At 70.4% G+C, this 22,508-nt stretch carries 22 protein-coding genes; 18 read left to right on the forward strand and 4 right to left on the reverse strand.

What is annotated here, in order from left to right; translation table 11 throughout:
- Positions 1-2: 2 nt before the first annotated feature.
- From AB0L53_RS33900 to AB0L53_RS33950, 11 genes are read left to right on the forward strand one after another with little or no spacing between them, the layout of a single operon-like run.
- Entirely contained in the window at positions 3-677 is a 675-nt protein-coding gene (locus AB0L53_RS33900; protein ID WP_357952954.1) for an SDR family NAD(P)-dependent oxidoreductase, read from the forward strand.
- Between the two features lie 26 nt (positions 678-703).
- Positions 704-1,645 (forward strand): sugar ABC transporter permease, encoded by a 942-nt coding sequence (locus AB0L53_RS33905; RefSeq protein WP_358194451.1) that lies wholly within the window; start codon positions 704-706, stop codon positions 1,643-1,645.
- Positions 1,642-2,466: a carbohydrate ABC transporter permease gene (locus AB0L53_RS33910; protein ID WP_357952951.1), complete on the forward strand. Its 825-nt coding sequence runs from the start codon at positions 1,642-1,644 to the stop codon at positions 2,464-2,466. The genes AB0L53_RS33905 and AB0L53_RS33910 overlap by 4 nt, the downstream gene beginning before the upstream one ends.
- Positions 2,467-2,498: 32 nt before the next feature.
- On the forward strand, positions 2,499-3,776 hold the full coding sequence (locus tag AB0L53_RS33915) for an extracellular solute-binding protein (RefSeq protein WP_364002681.1): 1,278 nt from the start codon (positions 2,499-2,501) through the stop codon (positions 3,774-3,776).
- A gap of 40 nt (positions 3,777-3,816) precedes the next feature.
- On the forward strand, positions 3,817-5,784 hold the full coding sequence (locus tag AB0L53_RS33920; RefSeq protein ID WP_364002684.1) for a PKD domain-containing protein: 1,968 nt from the start codon (positions 3,817-3,819) through the stop codon (positions 5,782-5,784).
- 31 nt (positions 5,785-5,815) lie between these two features.
- A complete protein-coding gene (locus AB0L53_RS33925; RefSeq protein WP_364002687.1) occupies positions 5,816-6,937 on the forward strand; it encodes a serine hydrolase domain-containing protein in 1,122 nt (373 codons plus the stop codon).
- Between the two features lie 56 nt (positions 6,938-6,993).
- On the forward strand, positions 6,994-7,764 hold the full coding sequence (locus tag AB0L53_RS33930; protein WP_364002690.1) for an IclR family transcriptional regulator: 771 nt from the start codon (positions 6,994-6,996) through the stop codon (positions 7,762-7,764).
- Between the two features lie 40 nt (positions 7,765-7,804).
- The gene (locus AB0L53_RS33935) at positions 7,805-8,665 is read left to right on the forward strand and encodes a fumarylacetoacetate hydrolase family protein (RefSeq protein ID WP_364002693.1); all 861 of its coding nucleotides are present in this window, start codon (positions 7,805-7,807) and stop codon (positions 8,663-8,665) included.
- Positions 8,665-9,672: an alcohol dehydrogenase catalytic domain-containing protein gene (locus tag AB0L53_RS33940; protein ID WP_364002696.1), complete on the forward strand. Its 1,008-nt coding sequence runs from the start codon at positions 8,665-8,667 to the stop codon at positions 9,670-9,672. The genes AB0L53_RS33935 and AB0L53_RS33940 overlap by 1 nt, the downstream gene beginning before the upstream one ends.
- Positions 9,673-9,683: 11 nt before the next feature.
- Positions 9,684-12,473, forward strand: coding sequence for an FAD-binding and (Fe-S)-binding domain-containing protein (locus AB0L53_RS33945; RefSeq protein WP_364002699.1), 2,790 nt, complete (start codon positions 9,684-9,686; stop codon positions 12,471-12,473).
- A 45-nt stretch (positions 12,474-12,518) separates the two neighbouring features.
- A complete protein-coding gene (locus AB0L53_RS33950) occupies positions 12,519-13,166 on the forward strand; it encodes a DedA family protein (RefSeq protein WP_364002702.1) in 648 nt (215 codons plus the stop codon).
- Here AB0L53_RS33950 and AB0L53_RS33955 read toward each other — a convergent pair.
- A complete protein-coding gene (locus AB0L53_RS33955) occupies positions 13,110-13,850 on the reverse strand; it encodes a GntR family transcriptional regulator (protein WP_357952934.1) in 741 nt (246 codons plus the stop codon). The two genes, AB0L53_RS33950 and AB0L53_RS33955, sit on opposite strands and share 57 nt — an antisense overlap.
- A gap of 158 nt (positions 13,851-14,008) precedes the next feature.
- Between AB0L53_RS33955 and AB0L53_RS33960 the strand changes: the two genes are divergently transcribed.
- Positions 14,009-14,779 carry an inositol monophosphatase family protein gene (locus tag AB0L53_RS33960; protein ID WP_364002705.1) on the forward strand — a complete coding sequence of 257 codons (771 nt, stop codon included), beginning with the start codon at positions 14,009-14,011 and terminating at the stop codon, positions 14,777-14,779.
- 10 nt (positions 14,780-14,789) lie between these two features.
- On the forward strand, positions 14,790-16,178 hold the full coding sequence (locus AB0L53_RS33965; protein WP_364002708.1) for a hypothetical protein: 1,389 nt from the start codon (positions 14,790-14,792) through the stop codon (positions 16,176-16,178).
- Here the strand turns inward: AB0L53_RS33965 and AB0L53_RS33970 are convergent.
- Complete coding sequence (locus AB0L53_RS33970; protein ID WP_364002711.1) at positions 16,109-16,636, reverse strand: WYL domain-containing protein; 528 nt, start codon at positions 16,634-16,636, stop codon at positions 16,109-16,111. The two genes, AB0L53_RS33965 and AB0L53_RS33970, sit on opposite strands and share 70 nt — an antisense overlap.
- Positions 16,637-16,688: 52 nt before the next feature.
- Here AB0L53_RS33970 and AB0L53_RS33975 point away from each other — a divergent pair, with 52 nt between their 5' ends.
- Positions 16,689-17,105: a hypothetical protein gene (locus AB0L53_RS33975; RefSeq protein WP_364002713.1), complete on the forward strand. Its 417-nt coding sequence runs from the start codon at positions 16,689-16,691 to the stop codon at positions 17,103-17,105.
- Positions 17,106-17,316: 211 nt separating this feature from the next.
- On the opposite strand, the gene AB0L53_RS33980 is transcribed toward AB0L53_RS33975, so the two are convergent.
- Positions 17,317-17,970: a GntR family transcriptional regulator gene (locus AB0L53_RS33980; RefSeq protein ID WP_364002716.1), complete on the reverse strand. Its 654-nt coding sequence runs from the start codon at positions 17,968-17,970 to the stop codon at positions 17,317-17,319.
- 68 nt (positions 17,971-18,038) lie between these two features.
- Between AB0L53_RS33980 and AB0L53_RS33985 the strand changes: the two genes are divergently transcribed.
- The 4 genes from AB0L53_RS33985 to AB0L53_RS34000 all read left to right on the forward strand — a co-directional run bounded on the left by AB0L53_RS33985 (position 18,039) and on the right by AB0L53_RS34000 (position 21,822).
- A complete protein-coding gene (locus AB0L53_RS33985) occupies positions 18,039-19,226 on the forward strand; it encodes a CoA transferase (protein ID WP_364002719.1) in 1,188 nt (395 codons plus the stop codon).
- Positions 19,223-20,050 (forward strand): CoA ester lyase, encoded by an 828-nt coding sequence (locus AB0L53_RS33990; protein WP_364002722.1) that lies wholly within the window; start codon positions 19,223-19,225, stop codon positions 20,048-20,050. Before AB0L53_RS33985 ends, AB0L53_RS33990 begins: the two co-directional genes overlap by 4 nt.
- A gap of 171 nt (positions 20,051-20,221) precedes the next feature.
- Positions 20,222-21,559 carry a TRAP transporter large permease subunit gene (locus AB0L53_RS33995; protein WP_364002725.1) on the forward strand — a complete coding sequence of 446 codons (1,338 nt, stop codon included), beginning with the start codon at positions 20,222-20,224 and terminating at the stop codon, positions 21,557-21,559.
- A gap of 26 nt (positions 21,560-21,585) precedes the next feature.
- On the forward strand, positions 21,586-21,822 hold the full coding sequence (locus tag AB0L53_RS34000; protein ID WP_364002728.1) for a hypothetical protein: 237 nt from the start codon (positions 21,586-21,588) through the stop codon (positions 21,820-21,822).
- A gap of 21 nt (positions 21,823-21,843) precedes the next feature.
- Here the strand turns inward: AB0L53_RS34000 and AB0L53_RS34005 are convergent, their stop codons facing one another.
- Positions 21,844-22,488, reverse strand: coding sequence for a helix-turn-helix domain-containing protein (locus tag AB0L53_RS34005; protein WP_364002731.1), 645 nt, complete (start codon positions 22,486-22,488; stop codon positions 21,844-21,846).
- Positions 22,489-22,508: the final 20 nt, after the last annotated feature.

Raw genomic sequence — 22,508 nt, forward strand, 5'->3', positions numbered from 1 at the left:
GCATGCGCACCGCGCTCATCACCGGCGGCGCCGGCGGCCTGGGCAAGGCCGCCGCCGCCCGTCTGGCGGCCGAAGGCGTCAAGGTCATCACCCTCGACATCGCCGACGACGCCGACATAGTGTGCAACGTTGCCCACGCCGATGCCGTGCAGGCCGTCGCCGAAAAGGTGGGCCCGATCGACATCCTCGTCAACTCGGCCGGAGTCGTCGGACCCACCGCACCGCTGTGGGAGATCCCTCTCGACGGCTGGCGAAGCACCTTCGAGGTCAACGTGCACGGCACCTTCCACACCTGCCGGACCTTCGTGCCCGGCATGCGTGAGCGCGGCTGGGGCCGCATCGTGAACATCGCCAGCATGGCCGGCAAGGACGGCAACCCGAACATGGCGCCCTACTCCGCCACCAAGGCCGCCGTCATCGCGCTCACCAAATCGCTCGGCAAGGAGCTCGCCACCAGCGGCGTGCTCACCAACGTCATCGCCCCGGCCGTCATCGAGACCCCGATGAACGCCGACACCGGCCCCGAGGCGCTGGCGCACATCACCAGCCTCATCCCCATGCGCCGGATCGGCCGGCCCGAGGAGGTCGCCGAGCTCATCGCCTGGCTGACCTCCGACAAGGTCAGCTTCTCCACCGGAGCCGTCTACGACATCAGCGGCGGCCGCGCCACCTACTGACCGACCTTTCCCTTCTGGAGGAAACGATGGCGACAGTCCTCAGCCACGAGGTGCGGCGCCGCGCGCCCCGAGCCCGTCCACCTGGCCGGCGCCGCACCATCGGCCGGAACCTGTGGTGGTTCGTCATACCGGGCCTCGTGCTCTACCTCTACGTGGTGGTGATCCCCACCGCACAGGGCGTCTACATGTCGTTCACCAACTGGAGCGTGTATTCGCCGTCCCGCGACTTCGTGGGGCTGCGCAACTACAAGACAATCTTCAACGACGCCACCTCGTCCGACATTCTGGTGCGCACGCTGGTCATCGCCGTGGCGACGACGATCATCCAGAACGTGCTGGGCATGGTCTTGGCGCTGGTCCTGAACGCGCGGGTTTTCGGACGGAACGTGCTGCGGACCGTCATCTTCGCACCCGTCATCGTCTCGCCGCTGGTCTGCGGCTACCTGTTCAAGTACCTGTTCGCTCCGCCGGGCATCGGAGCCGTCAACGACATCCTCCAAGCGGTCGGGCTGGGGAGCCTCCAGGAGGACTGGCTCGGCCGGCCGGGCACCGCGCTCACGGCGGTGATCGTCGTCGTCTGCTGGCAGTTCGTCGGCATGTCGATGGTCATCTACCTGGCCGGCCTCCAGGGCGTGCCGGCCGAGATCGTCGAGGCGGCGTCGATCGACGGCGCCGGCGCGGTGCGGAGGTTCTGGTACGTGGTCCGGCCGATGCTGGCCCCGGCCATCACGATCAACCTGATGCTCGGCCTCATCGGTGGCCTGAAGATCTTCGACCAGATCTACGCGACGACGCAGGGTGGCCCGGCCGGGCAGACGGAGACGATCTCCACGTTGATCTTCAAGCAGTTCAACATCGTGGGTGACTACGCCGCGTCCGCGGCGCTCGCTGTCGCGATGGCCGTCGCCGTCGCCGTCCTGTCCCTGATCCAGTTCACGGTCCTACGCCGGCAGAAGGGCAACTCATGAACGCCAAGCGGCTGGGCAGCGCGCTCAACCATGTCTTCGCGTACGGCAGTGCCCTGCTCTTCGTCGTCCCCCTCTACATCTTGATCAACCTCGCCATTCGACCCGTCGACGACCTGTCGCCCGCGTTCCTGCCGACCACCCGGCCCACGACGGACAATCTGACCCGAGCACTCACGGAGTCGAACCTCGGCCCGGCCATGGTCAACAGCACTGTCCTGACGACGATCTCCTGCCTGGCCATCGTCGTGCTCGCCACGATGGCGGCCTACCCCCTGGCCAGATCGACGGCCAAGCTGTCCAACGCCACCTTCTACCTGTTCCTCGTCGGCTTGCTGCTGCCCTTCCAGGTGGCGTTGCTGCCGCTCTACCTGACGATGCGGGACCTGGGGCTGCTCGGGTCGGTATGGTCGCTGATCATTTACTACGCGGGCCTGCAGATGCCGTTCGCGATCTTCCTGGTGACCACGTTCCTCAGAACCAGCGTGCCCTTGGAGTACGAGCACGCCGCGCGCATCGACGGCTGTGGCGACGTGCGTGCCTTCATCCACGTCGTCGTGCCGCTCCTGCGGCCCGTCCTCGGCACCGTGGTCATCCTCAACGCCGTGGGCATCTGGAACGACTTCTTCACGCCGCTGCTCTACCTGGCCGGCAGCCACCAGGAGACGACCCCGGTGGTCATTTTCCAGTTCGTCGGCCAGTACACCGTCGAATGGCCGCTGGTCTTCTCCGGACTCCTCATCTCGATGGCCCCGATCCTGCTCCTTTATCTCGTCTTCCAGCGCTACGTGATCCACGGATTCGCCGGAGGGCTGAAGGGCTAACCCTTCGGCCCCAACCCCCCTGGAGAAAGTCAATGCGGATTTCCACCAAGGCGATGGGCTGCGCCCTGCTCGCCGGGCTCTCGCTGGCCGCCTGCTCGACCGCGCCCGCCGACAGCGGCGGCCCCGCCCCCACCTCCACCGCGTCGGGAGCCATCGGCGGCACGCTCACCATCCTCTACGTCAAGATGTTCCAGCCCGCCCTCGAGCCGGTCGTCAAGGCGTTCGAACAGAAATACCCCGGCACCAAGGTCGACGTGAACTACGTCAGCGGGGACGTCGGCAACCTCATCGGAACGCAGTTGCAGGCCGGCACCGCCGCCGACATCTTCGTCACGCTGCCGGGATCCGGCGGCGTCATGAACGTTCACACCCTCGCGGCGCAGGGCAAGCTCCTCGACCTGTCGGACTCGCCGTGGGTGGCCGGCATCCCGCGGCTGTGGCAGGGCGACATGTCGTTCAACGGCAAGACGTACGCGTACCCGGGAACGCTCCAGGGGCTGGGCGCCATCTACAACATGACCAAGCTCAAGGAACTGGGGCTGAAGCCCCCCAAGACCTGGAGTGAGGTGCTCGGCCTGTGCAAGAGCGCCAAGGACCACGGCCTCTACGCCTACGCGCAGGGGCTCAATGACAGCGCGGGCCCCCAGATGATGTTCCTCGCCCTGTCCGCGGACCTGGTGTACGGACCTACCCCGGACTTCTCCACCCAGCTCAAGGAGAAGAAGACCACGGTGCCGGCCTCGCCGTGGCGGCAGGTCCTCGACAAGTACAAGCAGATGAACGACGCCGGCTGCTTCGGCGAAGGCGTGATGGGCCGGACCCGGCCCCAGGGTACCGATGAGGTGGCCGCCGGCAAGGCCCTCGGGATCGTCGACGTGGGCGCCGCGATCGCGCCCATCGAGAAGGCGGCGCCGAAGAGCGAGCTCACGATCCTGCCCATGCCGGCCACCGACGATCCCGCCGGCACCTACTTCCCGGCTCTGCCCGGTTTCACGGTTTCGGCCAACGCCCAGGCCAAGAACCCGGCCGCGGCCAAGGCGTTCCTCAACATGCTGGCCGAGCCGGAGAACATCAGCGTGTACGCCAAGGGCTACGCGAGCGTGCCGCTGATCCCCGTCCCCGGCTTCAAGCCACCCGCCAACCTGGCGGCCCTGAACGAGGCCATCGCCGCCGGGAAGTCCGCCAAGATCGCCGACTGGCCCAACCCCAAGGTCAACGACGTGGCCCAGCAGGGTGTGCAGGCGATCTTGCTCGGCAAGGACACCATCGACGAGGTGCTCCAGAAGATGCAGGGAGCGTTCGAAGGCTAGTCATCCCGACCTCGCGCGTACACACCTCTCGGAGCATCCAATGAAAAGAACGCTGCCACTTACCAGCGCGGTCACCGTCGGAGTCCTGCTCGGCCTACTACCGGCGCAGAGCGCGAGGGCGGCCCAGGCCGCCGAGTGCGCGGCCCGCACGCCCGGCGGGCCCGTGTGGGTCACCGCCGGCTGCGTCGACCCGCAGTACGACCGCCCCGTCATCGACAGTGAGACGGACCCGGCCGGCCCCGCGCCGCATCACAAGGTCTCGGGCCACTTCGAGGGCACCACCGTCAAGTTCACCGTCTACCTCCCACCCAAGAGCCAGTGGAAGGGCCGCTTCTTCCAGTACGTCTACCCCCTCCAGGACGAGAACGCCACAGACGACAACATCCGCTTCGGTGCGGACAGCGGCGCCTACACCGTCCAGATCAAGGGAACCATCGGCTACCGGGCCGATGCCGCGGCGGCCAAGTTCGCCAGGACAGTCGCCGCGAACTACTACGACGAGCAGAGAAGGATCTACGGCTACATCTGGGGCGGCAGCGGCGGCTCGTACCAGACCATCGGTGCCATGGAGAACACGACGGGCGTGTGGGACGGCGCGGTGCCGTTCATCCCCGGGGTGCCGACCTCGATCCCGAACAACTTCTTCGTCCGCGCCTTCGCCCGGGTCGTCCTGCAGGACAAGGCGCAGCAGATCGCGGACGCGGTGAGCCCGGGGGGCTCGGGCGACCCCTACGCCGGTCTCACCTCGGTGGAGCGCGCGGTGCTGCGTGAGGTGACCAGGATGGGTGTGCCGCTGCGGGGCTGGGAGGATCATTCCTACCTGCTCGGCTTGACCGACCCCCAGGGCCTGCTCGGCTACGCGGGCACGATTCGCGCCACAGACCCCACCTACGCCGACGACTTCTGGAGCAAGCCCGGCTACCTGGGCACCGAGCAGGCGCCGCTCGGCGAGCTGTTCCGCGCCGCGAAGGTCGACCACCTGGCCACCATCACGCACGTCGATCCCACGAGCCTGGCCCTGGACAGCGCTCCACCGGCGAGCAGGACCTTCCTGGACTTCACGGTCTACGCCGCCGACGGCACGACAAAGATCGGCGCCCTCACGGGTTCGCTGAACGGCAAGGTGTTCACGCTCGGCAGCGGCAACGCGCCCGAGGTGCTGAAGGCGCTCGCGGCGGGCGTCAAACTGCGCGTCGACAACCGCTGGTCGCTCGCGCTCACCTCCTACCACCGCCACCAGGTCCCCACCCGGCCCGGCTTCTACGCCTGGGACCAGTTCCGTGACGCGAACGGGCGGCCGCTCTACCCGCAGCGCGCGGTCGAGGTGGGCCCGCGCGTGTCCCTCGGCGTCAGCGGCGGCGGCACGCACACCGGCACGTTCAGCGGAAAAGTCATCATGGTCGCCAACCTGCTGGACGTCGATGCCTTCCCCTGGGACGCCGACTGGTACCGCAAGCAGGTGGGATCGGAGGAGAACTTCCGTGTCTGGTTCACCGACAACGCCGACCACATCGGTCCCCACACCCCTTACCTGATCGACGGCACGGGCATCCTGCAGCAAGCGCTGCGGGATGTGAGCGCGTGGGCCGAGCGCGGGGTGACACCTCCGAAGTCCACTCGGTACAACGTGACCGACAGCCAGGTCGCCGTGCCGGCGAGGGCCGCGGCACGCCGAGGCGTGCAGCCCGTCATCGACCTGACCGCGCGAGGTCGTACCACCGTCGAGGTTCCCGCGGGCAAGCCGGTCACCTTCAAGGCCGAGATCCAGACACCTGCGGGAACAGGCACGATCGTGTCAACCGAGTGGGACTTCAAGGGCGACGGAACGTTCAGCGCGCGACCCTTCGGCCCTGCCCGCGGTTCCGCGGAGGTGCGCATGACGTTCACCTACACCAAGCCCGGGACCTACTTCCCGGCGTTGCGCGCCATCGCCCAGCGCGACGGTGGCGCGAACACACCCTTCACGAAGATCCAGAACCTGGGCCGCATGCGGGTCGTCGTCCGTTGACCGGCTCCACGAACGGAGAGGAAACACCCTGATGACCTTGGTAGAGACCGGTTTCGACAAGGTGGCGGACGCCTTCTTGCGCACCGTCGCCGGCGACGGGCGCGCCGGCGCCGCGCTGTCGGTGTGGATCGACGGGACGCCGGTCGTCGACCTGCGGGCCGGTGTCGCGGATGAGCGCACGGGGCGCGCGTTCACGTCCGACACCCTCGTGCTGACGTACTCATGCACGAAGGGCATGGCGTCGGTCCTGGTGGCGATGCTCATGGAACGCGGTGCGCTGCCCGCGCTGGACACCCCGGTCGTCGAGCTCTGGCCCGAATTCGGCGTACACGGAAAGGACGGGGTGACCATCGGCGACGCTCTGGCGCACCGGGCCGGTCTGTCGGCTCCGCGCCGCGACCTCACCTTCGAGGAGGTGCTGGACAACCTGCTGACGGCGGACGCCCTCGCCGCCCAGGAGCCGCTGTGGGCGCCCGGCGAGCATCACCAGTACCACGCGGTCACGCACGGGGCGATCACCGCCAAGCTCGTCACGCTCGGCACCGGCCAGGTGATCGGGCGCTGCTTCGAGGAGCACGTCGCTCGCCCGCTGAAAGCCGACGTCTGGATCGGGCTTCCGGACTCGGAGGAGCCACGCGTGGCCCGTGTCGTCACAGACGCGCTGGAGGAGGCAACGCCGACGGGCGACCCCGAGGCGATCTTCTGGCTGGAACGCGCGATCAACCTGGGTTGTGGTCTCACGATCGACCACCTCGCCGAACCGCGCTTCCGCCGTGCCGGCCTGGCCGGCGTGACCGGCATGGCGACGGCGAGCGGACTGGCCCGGATGTGGTCGGCGACCGTCACGCCGACGAACGGCGTGCGCCTGATCAACGACGACACCGTGCACGCGCTTTGCGAGGTGCGCAGCGAGGGCGCCCCGTACTTCTTCGTGGGGCCGCCGCCCTATCAGTCCTGGGGCGCCGGGGTCATGGTGCCCTCGGACTGGCAGCGATACCTGTCGCCGACGTCCTTCGGGCATGACGGGGCGGGCGGACAGGTGGCGTTCGCCGATCCTGAGGCACGGATGGGGTTCGCCTATCTGACGAACCGCATGGGCGATGGGGATCGCGGCAAGTCCGTCGTGGCGGCCCTCGCCCAGGCACTCGGCTGAAGCCGGTTGAGAGGAGAACTTCCTGCTTTTGGAATGATGGTCTAACATTCGGAATCATGTCCGAGCCTACGGAGGAACCCAAGCTCGTCGGGTCCGATCGGGTGCTGGCGGTGCTGGCCGAGCTGGCCCGCCACCCCGACGGGATCGGCCTGGAGGAGATGGCCCGCGCGGTGGCCAGCCCCAAGCCGACCGCGCATCGCGCCCTGGCCGCGCTGCGCCGTGCCGGGTTCGCCGCCCAGAACGGCCACGGCCAGTACGTGCTGGGGGATGAGTTCCTGCGGATGGCCTTCGCCCATCACGAGGCCCGGCCCGACCACGTCCGGGTCACCCCGATCCTCAAGGCACTGTGCGAGCGATACGGCGAGACGGCGCATTACGCGGTGCTGGACGGCGCCTCGGTCGTCTACCGCTCCAAGCTGGACCCGGCCGCCGGTGCGGTGCGGCTGACCTCGGTCGTCGGCGGTCGCAACCCGGCCCACTGCACGGGGGTCGGCAAGATGCTGCTCGCTCACACCTTGCCGGACGAGGAAGCGGTGCGCGCGTGGGTGGGCGGCCGGACGCTGGAGCGGCGGACCGAGCGCTCGCTTGGCACGGCCGAGGAGCTGCACGCCGAGCTGGTACGCGTGCGCGAGCAGGGCTACGCCGTCGACGACCAGGAGAACGAGCCGGGCGTCAACTGCGTGGCGGTCCCGGCGTACCTGAACTCACCCGCCGTGCCCAGTGGCGCGATCAGCGTCAGCGGCCTGGCCTACCGTACGCCGCTGGACAAGCTCGTCGCCGACCTGTCCGCCATCCGCGCCATCGTGTCCGGCAAGGACCTCTCGTGAGGCCCGCCACCGCCCTACTGCAGATTCACGGAGACTGATCTTGTACCTCATGCGCATCGGCGCCCCCGGCGCCGAAAAGCCCGTCGTCCGCGTGGACGACACCCACTACGTGGACGTCTCTGATCTGACGCCCGACTTCGACGAGCGCTTCTTCGGCGCCGGCGGCACGGCTCTGCTGGCCGGGCCGGTCGCCGAACGTATCGCGGCCGGCCAGGTGGCGGAGTTCGCCGGCGAGCGGGTCGGCGCGCCGATCGCCCGGCCGCACCAGATCCTGTGCATCGGCCTCAACTACAGCGACCATGCCGCCGAGACCGGCCAGGCCGTCCCGGATGAGCCGATCCTGTTCACCAAGTCGCCCAACACGCTGGTCGGTCCGTACGACGAGGTGCGCATCCCGCGCGGCTCGACGAAGACCGACTGGGAGGTGGAGCTGGGCATCGTCATCGGCCGCCGTACCTCCTACCTCGATTCGGTCGAGCAGGCCCGCGCGGCCATCGCCGGTTACTGCGTGGTCAACGACGTCAGCGAGCGCGCCTTCCAGATGGAGCGTGGCGGGCAGTGGAGCAAGGGCAAGTCCGCCGAGACGTTCAACCCGGCCGGCCCTTGGCTGGTCACCCCTGACGAGATCGCCGACGTCACCAATCTCGGCATGCGGCTGGACGTCAACGGCGTGCGCCGCCAGACCGGCACCACCAAGACGATGATCTTCGACCCGTACGTCATCGTGCACCATCTGAGCCAGTTCATGGTGCTGGAGCCCGGTGACCTGATCAACACCGGCACCCCGCCCGGCGTCGGCATGGGCCACGACCCGCAGATCTGGCTCCAGCCCGGCGACGTGATGGAGCTCGCCATCGACGGGCTCGGCAGCCAGCGCCAGCGGGTCGCAGGGCCCCGCTAGTGCGCGCCCTCGTCCTGACCGGCCCGGGTAAGGCCGAGGTGCGGGAGGTCGAGCCGCCGATCGCCGTCCCCGGCGAGGTGGTCGTGGACGTCGAGCGGGTGGGCGTGTGCGGCACCGACGTGGAGCTGTTCACCGGCGAGATGAGCTATCTGCGCACCGGCCGGTCCTGGTACCCGCTGCGCCCCGGTCACGAGTGGACCGGCGTGGTCAGCGCGGTCGGCGAGGGCGTGGACGGCGGCTGGCTGGGCCGCCGGGTCACCGGCGACACCATGCTCGGCTGCGGCCACTGCGACCGCTGCCAGGCCGGCAACCACCACGTCTGCGCCGACATGGTGGAGATCGGCATCAGCCGCGGCCGTCCCGGAGCCCTGGCCGAGCAACTCGCCGTGCCGGCCACGGCCCTGCACGCGCTGCCCGACATGATGGACGCCACGCTCGGCGCACTGGTCGAGCCGGGCGCCAACGCGCTCAGGGCCTTCCGCGCCGCCGGGCTGCGGCCGGGGGAGCGGCTGCTGGTCCTCGGCACGGGCGCGATCGGCCTGCTCGTGGCCTTGTTCGCCCGCGCGGAAGGCGTAGAGGCGCACCTGATGGGGCTGCACACCCCGGATGTCGCGCGGGCCCTCGGACTCACCGGCGTCTGGACTCGGCAGACGCTGCCCGAGCTGCCGTGGCATGCCGTGGTCGACGCCTCCAACGCCCCGCAGCTGCCCGCCCTGGCGCTCGACCTCGTCGAGCCCGCGCGACGCGTCGTCTACATCGGTCTGGCCGGGACACCGAGCACCCTCGACACCCGCGACCTGTTGCTGCGGGACGTCACCGCCGTCGGCATCCTCGGCGGCTCGGCAGGGCTGGCGGGCGCCATCGCCGCCTACGCCGACGGTTCGCCGGCCCCCCGCCCGCTGGTGGCCGCCACGGTCGGCCTGGCCGCGACGGCCGACGTCCTGGCCGGGCACCGGCCTGACGACGCCGGGCCAGGCCCGAAGATCCACATCGATCCGCGACTGTGAGAGAAGCACGCGTGAGCAGCACAATGCCCCTCCCCGATGCCGCCGTACTGTCGGCGGTGGAGGCAGCCGTCCCCGGGATCGCCCGCACCAGGGCCAGTGACCGGCTCGGCATGGCGCACGACGCCTCGCACTACCTGCTCACCCCGCAGGCGGTGCTGGTGCCCGAGAGCGCGGAGCAGGTGGCGGCGCTGCTGCGTACGGGCCTGCCGCTCACCTTCCGTTCCGGCGGCACCAGTCTGAGCGGGCAGGGGGTCAGCGAGCACCTGCTCGTGGACACCCGGCGGCATTTCCGCGGCATCGAGGTGCTGGACGGCGGGGCGCGGGTGCGAGTGCAGCCAGGCGCGGTGCTGCGGCAGGTCAACGCCCGCCTCGCGCCGTACGGCCGCAAGCTCGGCCCGGACCCGGCCAGTGAGTCGGCGTGCACGATCGGCGGCGTCGTGGCCAACAACTCCAGCGGCATGACCTGCGGCACGCACGCCAACACCTACCAGACCCTGGAGTCGATGACGCTGGTGCTGCCCAGCGGCACCGTCATCGACACCGCCGCCCCCGACGCCGACGAGCGGCTGCGCGCCCTGGAGGCCGCGCTGGCCGAGGGCCTGGAACGGCTGCGCGACCGCGTGCGCGGCAACCCTGACTCGGTGGCCCGCATCGCCGCCCAGTTCTCGCTCAAGAACACCATGGGCTACGGCCTCAACAGCTTCCTCGACCACTCATCGCCCGCGCAGATGCTGGCCCACCTGGTCATCGGCAGCGAGGGCACCCTGGGCTTCGTCGCCGAGGCGGTGCTGCGCACGGTCCCCGCCCACCCGCTGGCCACCACCGGCCTGCTCGTCTTCCCCACCCTGCGCCAGGCCATGGCCGCGATGCCCGATCTGGTCGCCGCCACGCCCGCCGCCGTCGAACTGCTGGACGCCGAATCCCTGCGCGTGGCCCAGACCGACCCCAAGGCCGACGAGGTGCTGCGCACGCTCGCCGTCGCCGAGCACGCCGCCCTGCTGATCGAATGGCAGGAAGCGGACCCAGATCTCCTGGCCGAACGAGAGCGGACGGCCGAGGAGCTGTTCCCGCGGCTGGCGCTGTCGGCCCCGGCCCGACTGAGCAGGCAGGCGGGCGGCCGGGCCGCGTTGTGGCATATCCGCAAAGGCTTGTACGCCTCCGTCGCCGGTGCCCGCCCCAGTGGGACCACCGCCCTGCTGGAGGACGTCGCCGTTCCGGTGCCCGCCCTGGCCGACCTGTGCGACGAGCTGATCACCCTGTTCTCCGAGCACCGCTACGAGCGCAGCGTCATCTTCGGCCACGCCAAGGACGGCAACCTGCACTTCATGCTCAACGAGCGCTTCGACACCGACCTGGAGCGCTACGCCGACTTCACCGAGGACATGGTGCGGGCCGTCCTGGCCCGGGGCGGCACGCTCAAGGCCGAGCACGGCACCGGCCGCGTCATGGCCCCGTTCGTGCGCCGCCAGTACGGTGATGAGCTGTATGAGGTGATGCGCGAGGTCAAGCGCCTGTGCGACCCGGCCGGCGCGCTCAACCCCGGCGTCGTCCTGACCGACCGGGACGACGCGCACCTGCGTGACCTCAAGGCCGTCATCACCGTCGAGCCCGAGGTGGACCGGTGCGTGGAGTGCGGCTACTGCGAGCCGGTCTGCCCCAGCCGCGACCTGACGACCACCCCGCGCCAGCGCATCGTGCTGCGCCGCGAGCTGGCCGCCGCCCACGCCGCGGGCGACCACGAGCTCGCCCGCCAACTGGAGGAGGAGTACGGCTACGACGCCGTGGACACCTGCGCCGTGGACGGCATGTGCGCCACCGCCTGCCCGGTCCTGATCAACACCGGCGACCTGACCAAGCGCCTGCGCGGCGAGCGCCACGGCCGTCTGGCTCAGAAGGGCTGGAAGGCCGCCGCCAAGCACTGGAGCGGGGTGACCGGCGCGCTCGACCTGGCGCTGGACACGGCGAAGGCGGTCCCGCCCCTTTTGCCGGAGGCGGCCAGTCGTGCCGCTCGCGCCGTCACCGGCTCCGAGACCGTTCCGGGGTGGACCCGCGACCTGCCGCGGGGCGGAAAGCGCCGCCGGCCGGATCCGGTGGAGAACGCGGACGCGGTGTACGTCCCGTCCTGCCTGAACACCTTGTTCGCCCCCGCCGACGGCGGCCCCGGCGTGATGGACGCGTTCACCCGCCTGGCCGCGCGCGCGGGCGTGCGGCTGCACATCCCGGCGGGGATCGGCGGCCTGTGCTGCGGCACTCCCTGGTCGTCCAAGGGCTACACCGGCGGCCATGACCTCATGGCCCGCCGCGTGCGCGACAGCCTGCTCGAAGCCTCCGGCCAGGGCCGGATCCCGGTCGTCAGCGACGCCGCCTCCTGCACCGAGGGCTTCCACCGCCTGACCGACTCGCTGGGACAGGACCTCCGGGTGCTCGACGCGGTCGCCTTCACCGCCGAGCACCTCCTGCCCCGCCTGACCGTACTCCGCCGCCGCCCCTCTCTGGCCCTGCATCCGACCTGCTCCTCCACCCGCCTCGGCCTGGACGCCGCCATCACTCGCGTCGCCGAAGCGGTCGCCGAGCGGGTGGTCGTCCCTGACGGATGGCAGTGCTGTGCCTTCGCCGGCGACCGCGGCCTACTTCACCCGGAGCTCACCGCCTCGGCCACCCACGCCGAAGCCGGCGCTGTACGGGCCGGCGACTTCGCCGCGCACGCCTCGGTCAACCGCACCTGCGAACTCGGCCTGACCCGGGCCACCGGCGAGCCGTACCACCATCTGCTCGAACTCCTCGACCAGGCCACCGCCTGAAGATGAACGTCCGCCTATGGCGGTCGGCCGGGCTAGGGTTGCTGCGTGCACATCGACGAACTGCTGCAGGCCATCCCGCCCGCGTGGCTGTGTGCCCTGGTCGGCCTGGTGATCGGGATCGAGAGCCTCGGCATCCCGCTGCCCGGCGAGATCGTGCTGGTCAGCGCCGCGCTCTTGTCCGCCAAGGGCGTCGTCAGCCCCGTGTGGGTGGGCGTCTGCGCGAGCGCGGGGGCGATCGTCGGCGACTCCATCGGCTACGCCATCGGCCGCAGGGGCGGCAGGCCGCTGTTCGAGCGGCTCGGACGGCGCTTCCCCAAGCACTTCGGCCCTCACCACATCGGCAAGGCCGAGCACTACTTCGACCGGTTCGGGGTGTGGGCCGTGTTCGTCGGGCGCTTCATCGCGCTGCTGCGCATCCTGGCCGGGCCGCTTGCGGGGGCGTTGCGCATGCCGTACTGGAGGTTCCTGGTCGCGAACGTGCTCGGCGGGATCGTCTGGGCGGGCGGCACCACCGCGGTGATCTTCTATCTCGGCATGGTCGCCGAGAAGTGGCTGAAGGGCTTCTCGTGGGTGGGGCTCGTGGCGGCGGTGCTGTGCGGCATCGCCACCACCTGGTACGTCAAGCGGCGCGCGGCCTCAGCGCTCGATGAGGGTGACCTCAAGGGAGTAGAGCGAGGCCCGGTAGACATGTGAGCCGTGCTCGACGGCCCTGCCCTGGTCGTCGTAGGTGGTGCGGAGCATGGTCAGGAGCGGGGCGCCGCGCCGCTCGTCCAGCAGTTTGGCCTCGGCCTGGTTCGCCGCGCGGGCGCCGATGCGCTGGTTGGCCACCCGCATCCGCACGCCCGCGCCGCGCAGCAGCTCGTACAGGCCGCGGCCCTCCAGGTCGGCCGCCGTCAGCTGGGCCAGACCCAGCGGCAGCCAGTTGTGCAGCACGGCCAGCGGCTCGCCGGCGGCGAAGCGGAGCCGTTCGAGGTAGAGCACGTCGGCGCCGGGCTCGACGCCCAGGACGGCGGCGATCTCCTCGCTCACCGGCCGGGGCTCCAGGGCGAGGACCTGGGTCGCCGGCTCCTGGCCCGAGCGGCGCAGGTCGTCGTAGAGGCTGGTGAGCTCGACCGAGCGCTTGACCTGCCCGTGCACCACCTGGGTGCCGACGCCGCGCTTGCGGACCAGCAGGCCCTTGTCCACCAGATATTGGATGGCCTGGCGGATCGTGGGCCTCGACAGGCCCAGCTTGTCGGCGAGCAGGATCTCGTTGTCCAGCCGGGAGCCGGGCGCCAGGTCGCCTCGCCGGATCGCCTCGGCGATCTGCTCGGCCACCTGGAAGTAGAGCGGCACGGGGCTGGAGCGGTCCAGGTCGATCGCCAGGTTCGCGGTCATGCTGATCAGATTAACCCAGGTCAGAATGTCCTGACAAATCTCGCGCGTAGGCAGTAGGTCATGACAATCTGCTGTCTTGACATAATAAGAGAAGTACGTCGAATGCCCGGAATTGGGCATGACCGTGCTGATGAGCGTGAAGTGCCCCTGGAGGAGACATGGACGCGACACAGTTGCTCGACACCGCCTCGGAAGCGGCCAGGGCGGTCGGGCCGAGGCTGCGCAAGGCCTTCAGGTCGAGGCCGCCGGTCGCCACCAAGCGCGACTTCCACGACCCGGTCACCGAGCATGACCGGGCGGCGGAGGAGACGATCCGCGCCGTCATCACCGCCCGCTGGCCCGGCAGCGCGATCGTGGGGGAGGAGGGCGGCGTCACCGGCTCGGGCGAGCTGCGCTGGTATGTCGACCCGATCGACGGCACCGCCAACTTCGCCGCCGGCCTGCCGTTCTTCTGCGTCTCCATCGCCGCCGCGGTGGCGGGTGAGCTGGTGGCGGGCGTCGTGTACGACCCGGTGCGTGAGGACGAGTTCACCGCCTCCACGCTGGGCGCCTGGTGCAACGGCACCCCGATCCGCAGCAAGGGGGCCACCCGTGACAGGGAGGCGATGCTGCTGTCCAGCTACCCCACGCCGCTGGACCTGGAGCTCGACGGGGAGCGGGCGCTGCGCCGCTACGGCCGCTTCCTGGAGTCCTTCTCCGCCGTGCGCCGGCCGGGCAGCGCCGCGCTCAAGCTCGCGCACGTCGCCGCCGGGTGGGCCGACGTCGCGTACGGCACCCGCTCCCACCCGTGGGACGTGGCGGCGGGCGCTTTGCTGGTCCGGCAGGCGGGCGGCGTCTACGTCGGCGACCCGCTGGAGGCAGGCGACTATCTGGCGCATGTGGGCGGCTTCGACCTGCGCGGCTCCGCCCTCGCCGAGGTGGCGCCCTGAGCGGCGGTTCATGCGCCGCCGTACCCCATGGGCGCCGCGCATACCGCGCGCGCTGGCGGTGTTCGCGGTCGTGGTGCTCCTGTTGGTCACGTACGGCAGGGACCAGGGGCCGGAGCGGATCACCTCGGCCACGTCGAAGGTGTGCCTGCCCTGGAAGATGTCCGTGTTCTTGAACAAGCAGCCCACGCCCGCGGAGCGGAAGCCCGCATGCGTCTGCGCGGTCAGGCAGCGCCTGGCCTTCAACGGGCGCTACGCCGACGTGCCCGATGAGAGCCTCGTCAAGATCGGCCGGCACCTGTGCCAGGTGTCGCTGCGTCATGAGCAACGCGAGATGCAGACCGTCATGGAGACGCGTGGCTTCGTGGTGGACACGGAGGCGAACTCGAAGGCGCTGGGATATCTGTGCCCAGAACTCAATCGGCGCCAGGCAGCCGAAAAGGAGGCGGTCCGGAAACGGGAACAGGACGTCATCGTGACCGCCCGGCGGCGCTGCGCCTCCCTACCGTCTATCCGGGGACGTCCGCACGGACTCAGGTGCTCAAGTGACCACTCTTGCCGTGATGAGATGGAGATCATCATCGGTGATGATCGGCGCATGAAACGCATGAGCGTCGTGCTGTTGGCAGCCGGTCTGCTGAGCATCGCGATTCCCGGCGGCGCCGTTCACGCGGCGCCCGAATCGGGCTCTCTCGACTCCGTCGTCAGAGCCGTCAAGAAGCAGTTCGTGAAGAAGAGCAGCGTGCGCTTCTCCGTCAAGCGGCGCGGCGGACCCGCGGCCTCCTGGGACATCAAGGCGTCCGGTGCGTACCGCTTCAAAGCCTCAGGCGTGTACGCCGCCGACACCACGACGATCTCCCAGGAGGCAGAGGGGACAGGCCGGTCCCGGGGAATCAGCATCGGCCGGGAGTTCTACTCACAGGCCTACGTGCGTTCCAAGGACGGCAAGTACCCCTATAAGTCGCCGTCGACGGTGGGGAAATGGATCAACCAGCGGAACCTGCCCGGGGTCATCTGGGGAGAGGACCTGATCAACGGGATCAACCCGGGCTTCCTCAAGCTGGTCGCCTCTCACGGTGCGACCAGCGCCGACGGCGGAACTTTCGAGGGAGTGAAGACGACCCTCCACAGCGGCACGGTGACGGTTCCCAGGCTGAGTGAGAGGCAAGCCGGGATAACCTTCGGGACCGAGGAGGAGGAGGGCATCGGGAGCGGGCCGATCACCTGGAAACTCTGGGTGGGCCCGGACAACCTGCCCAGACGTTTCCACGCCATCATCAGGTCCACCCGGCAGGAGGGCGGTAAGGCCGAGACCATGACGATGAACATCATCTATCGAGGGTGGGGAGAACCCGTCAAGATCACGGCTCCGCCCAAGCACCTCATCACCGACGAATGGTGATCGACACCGCCGCCGCCTGAGCTCTCAGCCTTTGGGCCGGCGGCCGAAGTCCGTGGCGAGCCAGGTCGCGAGGTCGTCGGCCGGCCGGTCGCGGTCGCTGGACCCCGGTTCCCCGCCTCTGGCTCCCGCACGCGGTCGAGGCGGAACACCCGCCAGTCGCAGGCGTCGAGGTCGTGGGCGAGAACGTACCAGCGTCCGCGGGTGTAGACGCACCGCACCGCCTCCACCCGCCGCCGGCTGGCGGTCCCGCCCGGTGAGGCCGACGACCCCGTCGCGGCGTACGCCGAGGTCGGCGAGGTCGTCGCCGCCGCGGTCGCCGAGAACCGCGTCTCCCGCACCGTTCTGCAGAGCAGCGTCGGAGCGGAGCTGCGCGAGGGCGCCGGTGAGATCGACGGGCTGGCCCTTGTCGAGGAGGCGCTGGACCGGGTCGTCGCCAAGCACGCCGATCTCGCCGTCACCCACCTGCGGTGCGGCTACTTCTTCAGCAACCTGCTGTTCGAGCTCGACAGCATGCGCTCGGGCACCGTGGCCGTGCTCCTGCCCACCGGCCAGCCGTTCTCCTGGGTCGCGCCGGCCGACATCGCCGCAGTGGCCGCGTCCCTGCTGCTGCGCGCCGACTGGTCGGGACGCCGGGTGCAGGCCGTGCACGGACCACAGGACCTGTCCTGGGACGACGTCGTGGCCGTGGTCGGCGACGTCCTGGGCCGCACGGTCACCGCCCACCGCGTCGCCGACGATGACATGCGCGCCACGCTGGCCGGCGCCGGCATGTCCCCGGCGCAGGTCGAGGCCATCATGGGCATGTCGACCGGACTGCGTGAGGGATTCGTCCCCGAGCAGCCGAGGACCCCCGTGACCACGACCGACACGACGCTCGGAGCATGGGCCTGGGCCGAACTCCGTCCCACTCTCGACGCGACCGGGTGACGCGTGCCCGGCCTGTGACGACCACTGCCTGGTGACAGAATCTCCGCACGCCGGCGGCGAGACGACCTGGTAGGGCGTCTTCCGCTTCCACCTCCACGTGGTCCCCCGCTTCGAGCCCACCGACCGCACGCCGCCGCTGGTGCTGTTCCTCGCGCTGCAACGCCGGTTCGTCGAGGGCTACACGTTCTCGGGGGTGTCCGGCTGAGGGCGGTCAGTGGCCCTTGCGGTAGTCGCCGGCCAGGCGTACGTGCTCGATCATGATGTGCTCGGCCGCGGCGCCGTCGGCGGCGGCCAGAGCGGCCAGGATGCCCTCGTGCGCGTCGAGTTGCAGCTTGACCTGCTCGTCGTCGAGCCACAGCGACGCCCCGGCGGGCACGGGGAAGCTGTCGCGGACCGCCCTGGCGTGCTGGCCGAGGAAGGCCGGGCCGCCGATGTCGGCGATGCGCAGGTGGAAGTGCCTGCTGTGCTCGCCCAGCCGCTCGTGCCGGCCCTCTTCGGCGTCGCGGATCATCGAGGCGTGCAGCTCGCGCAGCGCGGCCAGGTCGGCGGCGGTGATCCGGGTGGCGGCCAGCCGGGCGCCCAGGCCCTCGACGACCGCCCGCAGGCCGTAGTACTCCTCCACCGCGTCGTCGCCCAGGTCGACGACGGTCGCGCCGTGGTGGGCCTCGTAGCTGATCAGCCGGTCCTTCTCCAGCCTGCGCAGCGCCTCGCGGACCGGCGTGACCGAGACGCCGAGCCTGCGGGCCACCGCTCCGGCGCGCAGGGCGGTGCCACCGGGGATCCTGGCCGTGCGGATCTCCTCGAGCAGCACGTTGTAGACGTATTCGGCCTTGCTCATGGGAGGACGCGGCTCGCTGGTCGGCATGACCATCAGTGTCCCGCAATCTGAGAAGCGTATTGACCTATGACATATTTCTTATAAGTTACATCGTTATGACGAGCCTTGCCGACCTGCGGGTCATCGACGCCGCGACGTTGTTCGCCGGGCCATCCACCGCGATGATGCTCGGCGACTTCGGCGCCGACGTGATCAAGATCGAGCATCCCCGCCGCGGCGACCCCTCGCGCGGGCACGGCGCCTCGGTCGACGGGGTGGGCCTGTGGTGGAAGACGCTGTCGCGCAACAAGCGCGCCGCCGCCGTCGACCTGTCGCGCGCCGAGGGGCAGGAGATCCTGCGCCGCCTGGTCGAACGCTCCGATGTGCTGGTCGAGAACTTCCGCCCCGGCACCCTGGAACGCTGGGGCCTGGCTCCCGGCGACCTCATGGACATCAACCCCCGCCTGATCGTGGCGCGGATGACCGGCTTCGGGCAGTTCGGCCCGATGTCCGGTCAGCCCGGGTTCGGCACGCTGGCCGAGGCGATGAGCGGGTTCGCGGCCATGACCGGCCAGCCGGACGGCCCGCCTACCCTGCCGCCCCTGGCCCTGGCCGACGGCATCGCCGGGCTGGCCATGTCGTACGCGATCATGGTCGCCCTGCGCGCCCGCGAGCAGAGTGGGCGCGGCCAGGTCGTCGACATGGCCATCATCGAGCCGATCCTGGGCATCCTGGGCCCGCAGATGACCGCGTACAAGGCGCTCGGCGTCGTGCCCCAGCGCACCGGCAACCGCTCCAGCAGCAACGCGCCGCGCAACACCTACCGCACCCGCGACGGCCGCTGGCTGGCCATCTCCACCAGCGCCCAGCCCATCGCCGAACGCGTGGTCACCCTGGTCGGCCGGCCCGACCTGGTCGAGCAGCCCTGGTTCGCCAGCGGCCAGGGCCGGGTCCAGCACGTCGACGAACTCGACGAGGCCGTCGCCTCCTGGATCGCCGAACGCGACGCCGACGAGGTCATCGCCCGCTTCAAGGAGGCCCAGGCGGCGGTCGCCCCCATCTACGACGTCTCCGACATCGCCAAGGACCCGCAGTACGCCGCCCTCGACACCTTCATCGAGGTGCCGGACGAGGAACTGGGCACGGTCACCATGCAGAACGTGCTGTTCCGCCTGTCCGACACACCCGGCGCGGTCTCCTGGCCGGGACGGCCCCTCGGCCAGGACACCGACCAGGTGCTCGGCGAGCTCGCCTACGGACCCGAGGAGATAGCCCGGCTGCGCGAGGACGGGGTGATCGCGTGAGCACCCCCGTCACCTGGCTGTACGTCCCAGGGGACCGGCCCGAGCGGTTCGACAAGGCCGCCGCCTCCGGGGCGGACGTGGTCATCATCGATCTGGAGGACGCGGTCGCGCCCGTCCGCAAGGACGAGGCCAGGGCCAACGCCGCCGCCTACCTGGCGAGCCGAGGCAGTAGCGCATCCGTCGAGATGCACGTCAGGATCAACGACCTGGCGGGCGGGCGCGGGCGCGACGACCTCGACGCGCTGGCCGGTCTGCCGGGGCTCGACGCGGTCCGGCTGCCCAAGGTCGAGTCGGCCGCCGTCCTGGACGGGCTGGGCGTCAGAGCGTACGCGCTGCTGGAGTCCGCGGCCGGGATCGTCGCCGCGCACACCATCGCCGCCCACCCGGCCGTGGCGGGCATCGCGCTCGGCGAGCAGGACCTGGCCGCCGAGCTGTCGATCACCGACGAGATGGCCATGAACCACCTGCGGCTCCAGATGGTCATCGCCGCCGCGGCCGCCGGACTGCCGCCCGTGCCGATGTCGGTCTACCCCGACGTCAAGGACGAGGCCGGTCTGGCGGCCTCCTGCCGGGCGGGCCGCGCGCTGGGCCTGTTCGGCAGGACCGCGATCCATCCCCGCCAGATCCCGGTGATCAGGCGGGCGTTCGCTCCCACACGGGAGGAGAGGGACCGGGCCGCCGAGATCGTCCAGGCGGCCGAGCAGGCCGAGCGGGCCGGGGCGGGCGCCGTCGCGCTGCCTGACGGCCGCTTCGTCGACGCGCCGATCGTCGCCAGAGCCCGCCGTACGTTAGACCTCGCCGAGCGGCTCGCGCCCGAGGACTGACCTTTCACAGCGGCCGACTTGGCACGTCCGAGGGCTGACCTTTCGCGGCGGCTGGTTTTCCCGCCCCCGAAGGCTGATCGTTTGCCGCGGCCGACTTTTCCGCGCCCGAGCACCGACTCCACAAGCCGCAGCTCACTTTTCGCCACCACCCCCAACGGAGGCCATTTCGCCATGGGCATCGCCGTCTGGGCGCTCGTCGCCTATATCGCCATCATCGTCGTCTGGAACGGCGTCCTGAAACGCAACATCGGTGAGGCCATGCTCATCGGTTTCCTCGGGGTGTGCCTGTTCGGCGGTACCGGTTTCCTCAGCCTGGCCTGGGCGGGAATCTCCGACGCGCTGGCCGAGGAGGTCGTCTTCGCCGCCCTGGCCTTCGTGTTCATGGGCTACCTGCTCACCAAACTGGGGCTGATCCAGGAGCAGGTGACCGTACTCAACTCGATCTTCGGGCGGCTGCGCGGCGGCGCCGGGTACGTCTCCACCTCCGCCGCGGCGCTGCTCGGCGGGCCCGCCGGTTCCGGGTCCGGCATCGCCGCCTCGGTGGGGTCGGTGACGATCCCGTGGATGACCAGGTCCAACTGGCGGCCCGACCTGGCCGCCGCGCTGGTGGCGGGCAACGCCGGGCTGGGCATCTCGATCCCGCCGAGCTCGTCGATGTTCCTGCTGCTCGGCTCGGCCGCCGTGGCGCCCGTGCTGACGGCCGACCAGCTGTTCGTGCCCGCGCTCGTCGGCGGGCTGTGGACCGTGCTCTACCGCTTCGTCGTCGTGTTCGTCTGGGTACGGCGCCACCGGATCGAGGCCACCGACGCCGCCGACCTGATCCCGCTGCGGGCCGCCCTGCGCGCCGGGTGGACGTCGCTGCTGGTGTACGCGGGCATCGCCGTACCGGTGCTCCTGACCCTCGACTTCGGCGTCAAGTGGATGGAGTCGCGCGTCGGCGAGGCCGCGGACGACATCAGCATCGTCGTCTGGATCCCCGTGCTGACCATCCTGGCCACGCTGGCCGTGGCCTGGAAGCGGCTACCGCGCACCGGGCGGGCCTGGAACGAGCTGCTGGGTGACATGGCGCCGCGCTACGCCGTGATCGGTGCGACGCTGTTCTTCGCCTTCGCGGCCGCGGCCAGCCTGGGCGAGCTCGGCCTGGTCGACCAGCTCACCGCCATCATGAAGGGGCTGAACGCGCCGGTCGCCGTCATCGCCACGCTGGTCGGGCTGCTGATCGTGATCATCGCGGCGCCGCTGACCGGGAGCGCGACGATCGCCGCCGTCGGCGGGGTGGCCTTCAGCGCCCTGACGGCGGCCGGGGTCTCGCCCGTGGCCGCGGCCACCGCCATCATGATCTTCGCCTCCACCGAGGGCGCCTCTCCTCCCGGCGCGGCCCCCATCTACATCGCCAGCGGCATCGCCGGGGTGGACCCGGCCAAGACCTTCGGACGGCTCATCATCTGGTTCGTCATCCCGATCCTGGCCCTCGGCGTGCTGGTGGCGACCGGCGTGCTGCCGATCTGATCTGATCTCCCCGAAAGGAATCCGCAGTGGACACCCTCAAGCGCGTGACGATGGCGCTGTTCAAGATCGGGCTCGTCGTGTTCCTCGTTCTCGGCGTCGTGGTGGTGCTGATCCAGGCCGTCGGCCTCGTCGCCGGCACCCCGGGGCTGGTCTCCGGCGCCGTGTCGAGCCTCGGTATGGCGATGACCGTGGCTGCCGGGGTCACCGGGCTGTTCGGCTTCGTGATGTCGTACCTGTTCCACTGGAAGGCGGGGGAGGACTGAGGCTCCCGTTGGAAGGCGGGATCAGGGCGAGCCGGGCGTCCAACGGGCCCGCAGTTCGGCGTCCTGCGGCGGCGGGCCGGGCAGCGGCCGATGGGCCGGCGGCCGCCGCAGCGAGTCGAGCAGCAGCGCCAGGTAGCGGTGCCGCAGCTGCTCGGTGCGATCGTGCTCGCCCAGCTTGACCGAGGCCAGCTGCTCGAACAGCAGCGCCACGTCCGACACCGTGACGTCCTGCCGCAGCACACCGGCGGTGGACGCCTTGCCGTGCACCCGGGTCGCCAGGTCACTGGCCCGTACGGCGGCCTGGTACAGCTCCTCCGTCGGCTGGAACGTCCCGGCCAGCGCGATCGTCAAGGAGTGGGTGTCGGCCTCGACGATCTCCCGCATGTACGTGGCGAAGGCGTCCCAGGGGTCGCCCTGGTCGGCCAGCGCCTTCTCCGAGGCGGCGATGTACAGCATCAGCCCGTCGAAGCAGAGCTTCTGCAACAGGGCTTCCTTGCTGGGATAGCGGCGATAGAGTGCGCTGATCCCGACGCCCGCCCGCTCGGCCACGGCGGCGATCGGAGCGCCCGGGTCGGCGGTGAACACCGCCCGTGCCGCCTGGAGGATCAACGCGTCGTTGCGGGCGGCCTGCGCCTTGCGGCCGCTCATCGGTGCTGAGGTCGTCATCCTCCCAGCATACGGGAACG

The sequence above is a fragment of the Nonomuraea sp. NPDC052129 genome, assembly GCF_040680095.1.
Classification (GTDB): Bacteria; Actinomycetota; Actinomycetes; order Streptosporangiales; family Streptosporangiaceae; genus Nonomuraea.